Raw genomic sequence first — 13,393 nt, forward strand, 5'->3', positions numbered from 1 at the left:
CTGCTATGTAAATTACCCAACATAAAAGCATTGAGCCTCTTAGACTAAAAAACTAAGGGGCTTTTTTATTTTATAAAAAAATGAAGCGTTGGACAAGCTGGTTAAGTCGCTACACTTTCAATGTAGCCATCGCGGGTTCGAATCCCGTACGCTTTACTGAGTATTAAAGCCTTTCATTTGGCAAAAAATGAAGCGTTGGACAAGCTGGCTAAGTCGCTACACTTTCAATGTAGTCATCACGGGTTCGAATCCCGTACGCTTTACTAAGTATTAAGGCCTTTTTGCGGCAAAAAATGAAGCGTTGGACAAGCTGGTTAAGTCGCTACACTTTCAATGTAGCCATCACGGGTTCGAATCCCGTACGCTTTACTTACTAAATTTAAACGGTGAATATAAACGTAATTGGAAACGCTGCTTCTTTGTGAAAGAAACTAATCCCAAATACAGTTTTGCGTTGTAAATATTACCGGCGCTGTATTGATTACCATAGTGTATGCCCAACCGTCCGATTTCTTCGATACCTGCCCCCCAAAAACCATACGCCATATTTTAATATGTTTGCCTATCTTTAGGGGTGAACATCCAATTACTACCTTTACTTTAAATGAGGCCAGGCTTTTATCTTTTATTCTTCTTATTTGTTTCGATAAGCCTGCCGGGCTATGCACAGTCAGTTGCCACCGATTCGTTACTCACCAGGCTCAACGCGGTACTGGCCGATAAGGATGTATACGTAAAGCAAAAAACAAACCGCATTGATGAGCTGGGCAAACAGCTAAGCCAGGCCAACGACCTGGATAAAAAATATAATATTTACCAGCAGCTGTATAACGAGTATAAAAACTTCAGCTACGATTCGGCCTATAATTACGCCAAAAAACTACAGGAAACCGCCGCCAAACTAAACGACCCTAACCGTATGGCTTTTGCTAAAATGGAACTGGGCTTTACACTCATTTCATCGGGCATGTTTAAAGAAACGCTGGAAACCCTGAACAGTATCAACCTGCAATACCTATCAAACGATGATAAGGTGGAGTATTACTTCCTGAAAGCACGCAGCTATTTCGACTTGTCCGATTTTGACCGTAATGTTGATTACTCGGCTATGTATAATCCCAAAGGCATTCAGTTTATCGATTCGGGCCTTTCATTAGCCTCGCCCGGAACCTACAACTATTATGCATTAAGGGGGCTGCAAGCCTTACGCAAGGCCGATAATACCGGTGCCGTAAAAGATTACACGGCCCTGCTCAAGTTAAAAAACTTAACGCCCAACCAGTTTGCCATAAGTGCCTGCTCTTTAAGCTACATTTATGAAGTGCTCGGTGAGCAGGACAAATCGACCCAATTATTGATCCAGGCCGCCATTGCCGACTTGCAGTCGGCCACTAAAGAAACAGTCGCCATTTATAAGCTGGCCGATTTCCTGTATAAAAAAGGCGACCTGAACAGCGCCTTCGTCTATATCAAGCAAGCTATGGACGATGCTACCTTTTATGGGGCACGCCACCGGCAGGTTGCCATCAGCAGTATATTGCCCATCATCGAGGCGCAGCGCATCAGTACGATAGAACAGCAACGCAAATCGCTGATTATTTACGCTTCTATAATTACTGTATTGGTGCTTTTTGTTGTGATGTTTGCATTCATCATCTTCCGCCAGCTTAAAAAGCTACGCATTGCCGATAACCTCATCAAGGAGGCCAATGTATCGTTACAGGAAAGCAACGTTGCATTGGAGGCGCTAAATAGAAATTTAAGTACGGCCAATAAAATCAAAAACGAATACATTGGTTATTACTTCAACATCAATTCCATCTACATTGATAAGCTGGAGAGCTTCCAGAAATCGCTGGATAAAAAATTGAGCAGCAAACGCTACGAAGATGCCCAGGCAGCCATTAAAAGCCTGAACCTGGAGAACGAGCGGCACCAGTTGTTCCACACCTTCGATAAGGTTTTCCTTTCCCTGTTCCCCGATTTTATCGAAAAGTTTGAAGCCCTGTTTCACAAAGACGATAAAATTGCCATTGCCGACGGGCTGTTGTTGAGCACCGAGCACCGCATTTTTGCCCTTATCCGCATGGGCATCCACGATAACGACCGGATTGCCAAACTGCTGGGCTACTCGGTAAATACCATTTACTCCTACAAAAACCGTATCAAAAACAAATCATTTATCGCTAATGATGAGTTTGAAGATCATATTATGGCGATAGAGGCGGTTTAGGAAAATCGCGAAAACCCTGCTTAGAAATGCTCTTTTCTCTTATTGTAAAGATAAAAAGGCCATTTACACCGGTCGGCACTGTTTAGCCACGCACTGTAACGCTTCTTAAATAACATTACGCCATCCCGTTTAATTTCCCATAAGTAATATTCTATCAAATTAGGATTGTTGTCACAAAAACTAACCAAACAGTTTTGAACGTGGGTTAAGGCATAATAGGGCATGCCTTCTAAGTAGTCGGCCACAATTATAGCTACCTCACCTTTATTTAAAAATTTACTCTGACAATCGGATTTTACACCAGTTAAAGTCGTATCAGAAAAGTAAGGAACTAATGAGGGTAGCAGTCTACTGCCATATTTTTTCAGCTCTCTTGAAGAGACATTTTTGGTGATGTCCCTTGAGTTTTCCACTTTGTAAATGCCATCTAATAGCTTATCAATATCCTGTGTCGATTGAGCAAAACAGCGTCCGAATGTTAGTGTCGACAAAAATAAGACAGTGATGTATTTGGTCATTTGTAAGAAGTTTTGCTATGGAAAATTATTGATACGTCAACTTTTAGCCACATGGTACAAGCTTTCGGTAACTTTGGCAAATATGATTATTGACATAATCAAGCATATAGCTATTAACACCCCGTTTCTGATTCTTTTATGCTTCTGCTCATTGCCCCAGCGCTCATCAAATTCCTGATACCTGTTTTTGAAAACCTGAAAGTTCAAATAAAAAGTTCCACAAACCACAGGAACTATTATCCATTTAAAAAAGGCTATTAGGGTCTCCGCCCCCTTTTTACCCAATAATATCCCTATGCAATTTACGGCGGCTAATATAATGCATGTCTCTGCCAGGGCAATCATGGCAAGGGCCCTTGAGCCTTGATCTGTTGGATATTTTTTGTACAACTTTGCCAATCTGTAAAACGTATATTCCAAGTTGGATCGCATGTTTAAAGCTACGATTATCTGAGTATAGTTTTGATTTAAAAAATAGGTTCTATAAACTTTCAAGCCCCTCTGTCCAACGAAGTTGAAGAGCGGGTGCTCCAGCGCAGCATCGGGCGGGTGAGTCTTCGCCGACGTTCAATGCCGATTCTTCCACCAGCCTTAATCATCTCCGCTCAAAACCCATCTATATCGCCCCATATTAAATCTATATTACAGCCTCTAAAACATCAAATCAAATACCTTATAATCAAGTAATTAACAATATTATTCCGTCTATATTTTCTATATTGGCCTTTCAGGCTATTGATTAGCCAAAATTCCCTCCTTTTATTTGATTCGGATTTGCCAGCTATGGTACATCTGCAAAAACCAATTTTTAAAACCAATTTTACATGAAAAAAGTTTACTTATTTAAGTACGGCCTGACTGTGCTCCTTTTAATCTCGGCGATAGCTTCGTTTGCTCAAAAAGGTGCTTTTAGGGGCAAAGTGGTTGATGATCTTAACCAGCCATTGCCTGGTGCCACAGTGCACGTTAAAGGCGCATCCCAAACAACAGTGACAGATGCCAATGGTATGTTTTCGCTTACGGGCGATGCGCAACAGGTATTAACCGTGCAGGTTACTTTTGTTGGCTACGATGTGCTGGAGCGGGTAATCAAAGTCAACGAAAATCCCACTTTTCAGTTAGTTCCTTCATCGAAAGCCTTAACCGAAGTGGTGGTTATGGGTTACGGAACGGTTAAAAAATCTGATTTAACGGGTGCTGTTGCAACCATCGGTGCTAAAGACCTTAATCCGGGTTCGGTTACCAACCCTTTACAGCAACTTGCCGGCAAAGCAGCAGGCGTAAACATTACCCAGGTAGGCAGCGAACCCGGTGTGGCCCCAACGGTGCGCATACGTGGCCTAACATCGTTACAGGGTGGCAATGACCCATTGGTTGTAGTTGATGGCATACAAGGCAATATGGACCTGCTAAACCAGGTACCGCCAAGTGAAATTGCATCAATAGACATCCTTAAAGATGCATCGGCTACCGCAATTTACGGCTCGCGCGGCGCCCCGGGTGTTATCCTGATTACTACCAGGAAAACCGCTGCCGGCAAAAGCAGTGTTGAGTATACCGAAAATAGCTCGCTGGACGTAATTGCCCACAAATTGCAGGAGTTAAACGCCGCGCAATGGACTGCACAAGCCGAAAAACAGGGTGTGGATGTATCTGCAAACCATGGCTCCAATACCGATTGGTTTAACCTGCTTACCCAAAACGGCGTTACGCAAAACCATAACCTTGCTTTTGGTGGTGGTACAAACGGCTTCAACTACCGTGCATCGGTAAGTGCTATTACACAAACCGGTATTGTTATCAATTCCAACTATAAAAAGTATATAGGCCGCATCACCGCTACACAAAAAGCGCTTGATGATAAGTTAATCCTCACCATGAATGTAAATAGCGGCATCAACAATGATGTTTACAGCCCAATCGGCATCGGCCGGGCAGCTTTTACTTCAAACCTGATCAGCAATACGTACATATCCAGGCCTACCGATCCTGTATTTAATACCGATGGATCATATTACTCAGACCCTAACGTATTCCAGTACATCAACCCTTACGCTGTTGCAAAAACGGTTAAAAACGATGTGAACACCAACAGCCTGTTCACCAGTTTAAGGGGCGACCTGGATATTTACAAAGGTATATCTGCCGGATGGTTTGGCAGCTGGAGAAAATCTGATACCAATACAGGTTATTACGCGCCGGTAGCATCAACCATAGCTACCGCTATTGATAACAAAGGCATCGCCAACATCAGCAACAACCATGTTGACGAAAAACTGATGGATATCAGCCTGAGCTACAAACATGAATTTGGGTTAAGCCATTTTGATGCCTCGGCTATTTATGAGTGGCAGGCACAAACCTATAACGGCAGTTTTGCACAGGGCCGTGGTTTTGTGAACGATTTTGCTACTTATAACGCTTTGCAGCTGGGCGATATCTCCAAAGTTTTACAGGGCGATATCTCATCGTACAAAAACGACAGGAGGCTTATTTCATATATCGGCCAGATCCATTACTCGTACAACAACAAGTACCTGTTAACCGCCAGTATCAGGCGCGATGGTTCAACCGTGTTTGGGGTTAATAACAAATGGGGTAACTTTCCTTCGGCCGCGCTTGCATGGCGTGTTGACCAGGAAGATTTCATGAAAAATCAAACCCTGTTCAGCAGCTTTAAACTGCGCGTGGGCTATGGTGTTACCGGTAACCAGCAAGGCATTTCGCCACAAAACTCTATTGCTTTAGTAGGCCAGGCGGGTTCGGTATTTTTTGGAGGCACAACCATCCCTAACTATTTTTATACACAAAATGCCAACCCTAACCTAAAGTGGGAAACACGCAAACAGGCCAACGCCGGTTTCGATTTCGCGATGTTTAACGATAGGCTGAGCGGTACTTTTGATGTGTACAGGGCTACTACCGATAACCTGTTATACCATTATACAGTGCCTGTTGTAGGCCAGTTTTTTGTAAACAATATCCTGGCAAACGTAGGTAGCTTACGCTCGCAGGGTGTTGAGCTTTCATTAAGCTATATGATTATCAAAAAGCAGGATATGACGCTTACACTTGCTGCAAACGGATCACTGCTGCAAAGTAAGGTACTTAAATTAGGCGGCAACATACAAGGCTTTGATGTACCTACCAACTATGTTGGCTGGGGACCAAATGCTTACCTTGTTGTAGGCAAGCCTGTAGGCACTTTTCTTATTTTAAAACACATGGGCAAAGATGCCAACAGCGCCGAAACCGTTGTTGACCGTGATAAAAACGGCACCATCGACCAGGGATCGCAAAGTAAAGACAGGTATGAAGAAGGCCAATCGCTGCCTAAATATACCTATGCTTTTACACCATCTTTTACTTACAAAAACTTTGATGCATCAATGGTTTGGCGCGGATCGGGCGGTAACAAAATCTATAATGGCCTTCGCCAGGATTTAAGCCTTTTGGAAAACCTGGGAAAATCAAACGTACTTACCAGCGCGGTGCCCTTAGGCATTCAATCGTCGCCTTATGGGTCTGACCTTTGGTTGGAAAGTGGCTCGTATTTAAGGTGGGAGAATCTTTCGTTAGGATACAGGTTTAACCTGGCCAAAGTAAAATACATCAGCGCTTTACGCTTATCTGTAACCGGCCAAAACCTTGCCATTATAACCAAATACAAAGGCCTTGATCCTGAAGTGAACGTGAGTGGCGACAGCTCATCGGGCGGCGACTACGGTACCTATCCGCGCACCAGGACCTTTTCTTTAGGTTTAAATGTTATTCTAAAATAATTTGATCATGAAAAAAATATTAATCAGTATTTGTATTATTAGCCTTGCTGCAAGCTGTACCAAGGTTAATGAGCATGTGTATGACAAATATACAGCTGACCAGTTTTATTCAACCGCGGCGGGTGCCGATGATGCTTTGGCCAATGTGTACTCAAAAATTACCGGTAGCTGGGGCTCAAACTATGCCGGTCGCGATAATTGCTGGTACGATTTAAATAGCTTCTCATCAGATGAGCAGGTAATACCTCACCGTAACACCGGCGATTGGCAGCTTGACTTTGCCCAACTGTATACCCGTACCGAATTGCCAAACCTGGGCATCATCAATAATACCTGGAACTGGGCTTACTCTACAATTTACAGCGCCAACCTGGCCATTGCCCAGCTTACATCGGCCAAAGCCGATCCGGCAAAAATTGCCGAGGCCAAAGTGATGCGTGCCTGGATCTATTACCTGTTGATAGATGATTTTGGTGATGTGCCGTTTTATACCGACAACAATACCAACGTTTCAAAAATACCGCAGGCAAAACGTGCCGATGTTTACAATTTTGTGGTAAACGAGCTTAAAGCCAATGTTGATTTACTTTCCGAAACACGTGGCGGCGCCTATTACGGCCGTTTTAACAAGTGGGCAGGTTACATGGTATTGGCCAAGGTTTACTTAAATGCCCAGGTTTATACCGGCACCCCGCATTGGGCCGAAGCCTTGGCAGCAGCCAACAAAGTAGCATCGGGTGGATTTACACTACACGCTGCAGGCGCAAGCACAACTGCACCGTTGGGTAACACTTATTATGACCTTTTTGGCGATGTATGCCCTAACGACGAAACCATTTTTGCCTTATACATTACGCAAAACGTTATCAGCGGTAACATTTACACCATCCGGAGCTTAAACAGCCCCAATGGCGTGGCCCTTATAGGCTTTGCAGGCTGGAACGGTACCATTATCCCATCAGAGTATTATGATAAGTTTGATAATGCCGACGTACGTAAAAAACAATTCCTGGTTGGCGCACAGGCCGGTGGTATTACTTATACCAAAGAGGTATCGTCGCTAATTGACCCGGGTGCAGGCCCTAATGAAGGCATCAGGAACGATAAATTCTTCCCCGTAAAACCATCTGACGGCAGCGGCGAATCAAACGATTTCCCGGTTTACCGTTATGCCGATGTATTGCTGATGCAGGCCGAGTGTAATGTGCGCTTAGGCAACGCCACAGCCGCAGCCCCATTCCTGAACCAGGTAAGGGAGCGTGCTGGCCTTAGCGATATTGCAGCACCTACATTAGATAATATTTACGATGAGCGTGGATTTGAATTGAACATGGAAGGCCACCGCAGGCAGGACATGATCAGGTTTGGCAAGTTTTTGCTGCCGCACGGTTTCGTTCAAACTACCCCTGCCTACAGGATGCTGTTCCCGATACCAACTGAAGCGCTTAACGCTAACACCACGTTGAAACAAAATCCAGGTTATTAATTATTCATAAAGTGATGAAAAAAATAATCAACTTAACATTTGCAGCAATGGCCTTCATGACCGTTGCCTGCCATAAGCAGGCGGAGTTGACCACGCTGAAACCGGTTACCTTTACTGGTAACATGACGGCCTCAACAACCACAGTCACCCTGTCTGCTACTACCGACGATCAGTCGGTAATTACCTTTACCTGGCCTGCGGTAGTTTACCCTTACAAATCGCACGTAACCTACACCCTACAGGCCGATTTGCCTGCCGATACCGTAGGCGCAACCGCCTGGCAAAACGCTACATCGGTGTTAATTGGAACCGATGTGCTAACCAAAACCTACAAAGGCAGCGATTTAAACACCCTGGCCCTTGCATTGGGCGTTACGCCAAATGAAGTGGGTAAAATGGTGTTCAGGGTGCAAGCCTACCAGGATAGGAATGCTTATTCAAAAGCGGTAACATTAACTATCAGTCCGTATAAAATTATCCTGCCACCAAGCAACAATTACCCGGTATTATACCTTCCGGGCGATTACCAGGGCTGGTCGCCGGGTACTGCTGGCACAGTAGCGGCATCGGTACCTAACATTTACGAAGGCTATATTTATGAGCCTGCAGGTGGCAACTATCACTTTAAGTTTACCAGCGCTCCCGATTGGAACCACATTAACTACGGCGATGGCGGCGCGGGCTTATTAACCACTGATGGCACCAAAGGCGATTTGGTTTTGCCTGGCCCGGGTGTTTATGAACTGGTTGCCAACCCGCAAAGCCTTACCTGGTCATACACCCTGGTTACGTGGGGCATTATTGGCGACGCCACCCCAGGCGGCTGGAGCACGGATACCCAAATGACGTACGACCCGGCCAAACAAGTGTGGACGGTTACTGCCAATATGGTTGCCAGCGGTTCGTTTAAGTTCAGGGCCAATAACCAGTGGGCTATTGATTTTGGTATCACAGCAGATGGCAAAATCCAATACGCCGATAACCCTGCATTACCGTACAACGGATCGTTAGGCAACTTAACTGTACCGTCAAATGGTAATTATACCATTACGCTGGATTTGCATGATCCAAATAATTACAACTTTAAGTTAAAGAAAAACTAACCGGTAAGGCAGCGCGTTTGCTGCCTTACATCATACCTTTTTTATTATACTTTGAGTATGTTAACGGGTTTTACAAGTGTGCATTAGTTGATTTTCAGGAGTAACCGGGCTTGCCGGGCTCCTGATTTTTTACTGCCAGTTGCCCCGATAACAATTCATCACTCCCTTTTATACATGAAATTTACTACGATCACACTTTTACTTGCCTGCGTTTTAAACTTGCCGTGTGTTATGGCGCAATTGCCGGTAGTAACGCCCGGCAATATAGAAACCGTTACCATTGGGCAACAGGGAGTTTCTTTAAAAACAACCAATGCTTACGGCAGCATATCTGTTTACAGCCCATCCATCATTCGGGTGCGGTTGGATAAAAAGGTATTGGGCGCCGATTTTTCGTATGCTGTGGTTGGCAAAGCGCAGGCTGTAAAAGTGCAGATCAGCCAAACGGATAATGAGATTGATATCAGCACCGATTCATTAAAAGCGGTAATCCAAAAAAAACCTTTCAGCATAACGTTTTATACAATCAATGGCCAAATAATTAACCAGGACGAACCCGGTTTAACCACATCCTGGGTAAACGATGCGGTAACTACCTACAAAAAAATGCAGAATGATGAGCATTTTGTAGGCCTTGGCGAAAAAACAGGCAACCTTGACCGCAAAGGCAATGCCTATACCAACTGGAACTCGGATGTATATGGCTACAGTACCATGGCCGATCCGCTTTACTCCACCATCCCTTTTTATGCTGGCATTCACCATGGCTTAAACTATGGTATTTTTATGGATAACACCTACCAAAGCGATTTTAACTTCGGCGCCAGCAATAACCGTTTCTCGTCATTCGGAGCACGTGGCGGCGAAATGAACTATTATTTTATCTACCATAAAAAAATGGCAGATATTATAGCCTCCTATACCTGGCTTACCGGGCGTATGCCGTTGCCTCCAAAATGGGCTTTAGGCTACCAGCAAAATCGTTACAGCTATTACCCCGAAGCCGAGGTAATGCGTATAGCCCAAACCCTGCGCGAAAAGCGCATCCCGGCTGATGGTATTACCCTTGATATCCATTATATGGACAGGTACCAGCTATTCACCTGGAACAAAAGCCGTTTCCCCGATCCTGTAAAAATGACTGATGCGCTTAACAAAATGAACCTGAAACTTACGGTTATTGTAGACCCGGGAATTAAGGTTGAAAAAGGTGCACCGGCTTATGAAAGCGGCCTGAAACAGGATGTATATATCAAATACCCCGATGGTTCACCATACACAGGCCAGGTTTGGCCCGGCTGGTGCAACTTTACCGATTTTACCAGCGATAAAGGCCGGGCATGGTGGCGCAGCCAGGTTGATTTTTTTGCCAAATCGGGCGTAAGCGGTATCTGGAATGACATGAACGAAATATCTACCTGGGGTCAAAAAATGCCCGATAATGTTTTGTTTGATTATGATGGCCACCCAACCACCCATTTACAGGCACATAACGTGTATGGATTAGAAATGGTACGTTCAAGTTACGAAGGCGCGCTGGAACATTTTAAAGAGCGCCCGTTTATTTTAAGCCGTTCAGGCTATGCAGGTTTGCAGCGATACTCGGCTATCTGGACGGGAGATAACCGTGCCGAAGAAGACCACATGTTGTTGGGCGTACGTTTAATGAACAGCCTTGGCCTAAGCGGCGTATCATTTACGGGGATGGATATTGGCGGGTTTACCGGCAACCCAACCACCTCCTTATATACCCGCTGGATTGAGCTTGGAGCATTTATCCCCTACTATCGTAACCACACCGCCCTCAACAGCCGCGCTGCCGAGCCTTGGGCTTTTGGCGAGGATGTGCTGGACATTGCACGAAACTATATCAGTTTGCGCTACCAGTTAATGCCTTATTTATACTCCAGCTTTTATGAGTCGACACAAAACGGTTTGCCGGTAATGCGCTCGCTGGCTATCAACTATACTTTTGACCCGAAGGTAATGGACGCCACCTACCAAAACCAGTACGAGTTTGGCAACGGCTTTATGGTTGCCCCTTTTGAAAGTACCGCGGCTTTTGGCAAAGTGTATTTTCCCGAAGGCAGCTGGTATGATTTGTATACCGGGGCCGAACAAAAAGGCGCACAGGAGGTAACCATCCCGCTAACGGTTAGCAAACTGCCGGTTTACGTAAAAGGCGGCAGCATTATCCCCATGCAGTCGCTTACCCAATCAACTGCCGAATTGCCTACCGATACGCTCGCGGTGCATGTATATAAGGGCAGCAAAGCCAATCATTTTGTGTATTACGAGGATGATGGTAAAAGCTTCAGCTACCAGAAAGGTGATTTTTATAAACGTACCATCAGTTTTGATCCCGATAAAAAAACCATCACATTTGATAAAGCAGAAGGGAGCTTTAAAACCAATTTTAAATACATCAGGCTGGTGCTGCACGGCTTTGAACAATCAACATCAGTTAAAGCAGGCAACCGCAATTTAAAGCTACAGGATAGCAGCATCGCGTTTTTAGGTGCCGCAGCAAATACCGACCCGCAAGGGAGCATAAACAGGCCCGATAGCAGCCCCGTTAAAACGGTAACCGTCAATAATGCACCAAATAAAATCCAGATAAATTATTAAAAAGGAAGTGTGAGTATGATAATGAGTAACAAAAAAAACCAGATGAACAGTTTAATTCTATTTATAATGCTGATAGGCTCGCTACTGGGCTGCGGCAAAAAATCAGATCCCACACCCGATCCGCCGGTAAACCCGGTCAATACAGATCCGGCGCAATATGGTACCCCTTTTAGCGGCGTACCCGCAACCAAAGATATTGTGATGTATGAGGTGAATTTAAAAACTTACTCGCCGGTTGGCCTGAGCAGTGCCATGGCTCGTTTAGATTCTATCAAAGCGCTTGGCGTTAACGTGGTATGGCTAATGCCAACCTACCCGGTAGGCGTTTTGAAAGCTTCAGGATCACCCTATGCGGTTAAGGATTACACGGCTGTAAACGCCGATTTCGGCACGCTGGATGACTTGCGGGCTTATGTTGCCAAAGCACATACGCTGGGCATAGCCGTTATATTGGATTGGGTAGCAAACCACACCTCATGGGATAATGCATGGATCCAGAATAAAGACTGGTACCAGCAGGATGCATCTGGCAATATTATTATTCCGCCAGGCACAAACTACGCTGATGTTGCCGCGTTAAACTACAACAATACCAGCATGCGTACCGCCATGATTAAGGCCATGAAATACTGGGTGTACACAGCCAATATCGATGGCTACCGCTGCGATTTTGCCGATAATATCCCTAATGATTTCTGGGTTCAGGCAATAGATACATTAAAAAAAATTACCACCCATAAACTGATCTATTTAGCCGAGGGCACCAAAGGCCCCGAAATAAGCGCCGGTTTCCAGATGAATTTCGCTTTCAGCTATTACGGTACGCTTAAAAATCTTTTTGCAGGTACATCCAGCCCATCGGCCCTGTTCTCAACAAACACTGCCGAAAAAGCTTCGTTACCGGCCAATGGTATTAAGTTAAGGTATATTACCAACCATGATAATGCCTCGTCAGATGGCAGCACCATCAGCGAGTATAAAGGCAAGCAGGGTGCGCTGGCCGCGTTTGTTTTGGCAGCCTATATGGATGGTGTGCCATTGATATACAGCAGCCAGGAAGTTGGCTATCCAAATTCCATCAACTTTTTTAACAACGTAACGGTAGATTATACCGCCAACCCGGACATGATTGCCGAATACAAAAAGATTGTCGCCTTCCGCCAGGCGCATGAGGCTGTTAAAACAGGAACATTAACCGCTTATAACGATAATGATATTGTGTCGTTCGAGAAAAAGACGGCAGCGGATGATGTATTGGTACTGGTAAATTCAAAAAACAGCAGCGTTACCTACACCGTTCCGGCAGCCCTGCAAGGTACCACCTGGACAAACGGCTTCACCAAAGCAAATATTACATTAGGTACCCAGCTTACTATTCAGCCATACCAATACCTGGCGCTAAAAAAATAGTTTCTTGTTTACTTTTTATATCAAAGGGGCAGCTTGGTCTCTGGTCCCTTTTGGGTTTTGTAAATCACCGCGCGATGCGGTGATTTACTTTTTTAAAGAGTTGTGTTTATTATTCGCCGCAAATTTGCGGCGAATAAGGTGGTTAATCGCCGCATTTTATTGAAAGTGATAAATTGGATATTTTAAAAGCAGATAAAAGATCATCATTGAGGTATGCGAAGCAATCCCGTACC

The 13,393-nt window shown here is 44.8% G+C and carries 7 protein-coding genes and 3 tRNA genes; 9 read left to right on the forward strand and 1 reads right to left on the reverse strand.

Annotated features, from left to right (window positions below):
* Positions 1-82: 82 nt before the first annotated feature.
* The 4 genes from AC1RM2_RS10765 to susR all read left to right on the forward strand — a co-directional run bounded on the left by AC1RM2_RS10765 (position 83) and on the right by susR (position 2,233).
* Positions 83-156 (forward strand) — tRNA-Glu (locus tag AC1RM2_RS10765).
* Positions 157-189: 33 nt separating this feature from the next.
* Positions 190-263, forward strand: a tRNA-Glu gene (locus AC1RM2_RS10770).
* A 32-nt stretch (positions 264-295) separates the two neighbouring features.
* Positions 296-369, forward strand: a tRNA-Glu gene (locus AC1RM2_RS10775).
* A gap of 235 nt (positions 370-604) precedes the next feature.
* Entirely contained in the window at positions 605-2,233 is a 1,629-nt protein-coding gene (susR, locus tag AC1RM2_RS10780; protein ID WP_492985098.1) for a SusR family glycan utilization regulator, read from the forward strand.
* Between the two features lie 20 nt (positions 2,234-2,253).
* On the opposite strand, the gene AC1RM2_RS10785 is transcribed toward susR, so the two are convergent.
* Positions 2,254-2,751: a hypothetical protein gene (locus tag AC1RM2_RS10785; RefSeq protein ID WP_492985099.1), complete on the reverse strand. Its 498-nt coding sequence runs from the start codon at positions 2,749-2,751 to the stop codon at positions 2,254-2,256.
* A gap of 824 nt (positions 2,752-3,575) precedes the next feature.
* Between AC1RM2_RS10785 and AC1RM2_RS10790 the strand changes: the two genes are divergently transcribed.
* The 5 genes from AC1RM2_RS10790 to AC1RM2_RS10810 all read left to right on the forward strand — a co-directional run bounded on the left by AC1RM2_RS10790 (position 3,576) and on the right by AC1RM2_RS10810 (position 13,160).
* The gene (locus AC1RM2_RS10790; RefSeq protein WP_492985100.1) at positions 3,576-6,533 is read left to right on the forward strand and encodes a SusC/RagA family TonB-linked outer membrane protein; all 2,958 of its coding nucleotides are present in this window, start codon (positions 3,576-3,578) and stop codon (positions 6,531-6,533) included.
* A 7-nt stretch (positions 6,534-6,540) separates the two neighbouring features.
* Positions 6,541-8,019 (forward strand): RagB/SusD family nutrient uptake outer membrane protein, encoded by a 1,479-nt coding sequence (locus AC1RM2_RS10795; protein ID WP_492985101.1) that lies wholly within the window; start codon positions 6,541-6,543, stop codon positions 8,017-8,019.
* Between the two features lie 14 nt (positions 8,020-8,033).
* Positions 8,034-9,122 carry a SusE domain-containing protein gene (locus tag AC1RM2_RS10800; protein WP_492985102.1) on the forward strand — a complete coding sequence of 363 codons (1,089 nt, stop codon included), beginning with the start codon at positions 8,034-8,036 and terminating at the stop codon, positions 9,120-9,122.
* A 174-nt stretch (positions 9,123-9,296) separates the two neighbouring features.
* Entirely contained in the window at positions 9,297-11,750 is a 2,454-nt protein-coding gene (locus tag AC1RM2_RS10805; protein ID WP_492985103.1) for a glycoside hydrolase family 31 protein, read from the forward strand.
* Between the two features lie 42 nt (positions 11,751-11,792).
* Positions 11,793-13,160 (forward strand): alpha-amylase family glycosyl hydrolase, encoded by a 1,368-nt coding sequence (locus AC1RM2_RS10810; protein ID WP_492985104.1) that lies wholly within the window; start codon positions 11,793-11,795, stop codon positions 13,158-13,160.
* Positions 13,161-13,393 lie beyond the last annotated feature (233 nt).

This window comes from Mucilaginibacter sp. GW822-FHT03E02 (genome assembly GCF_058801545.1).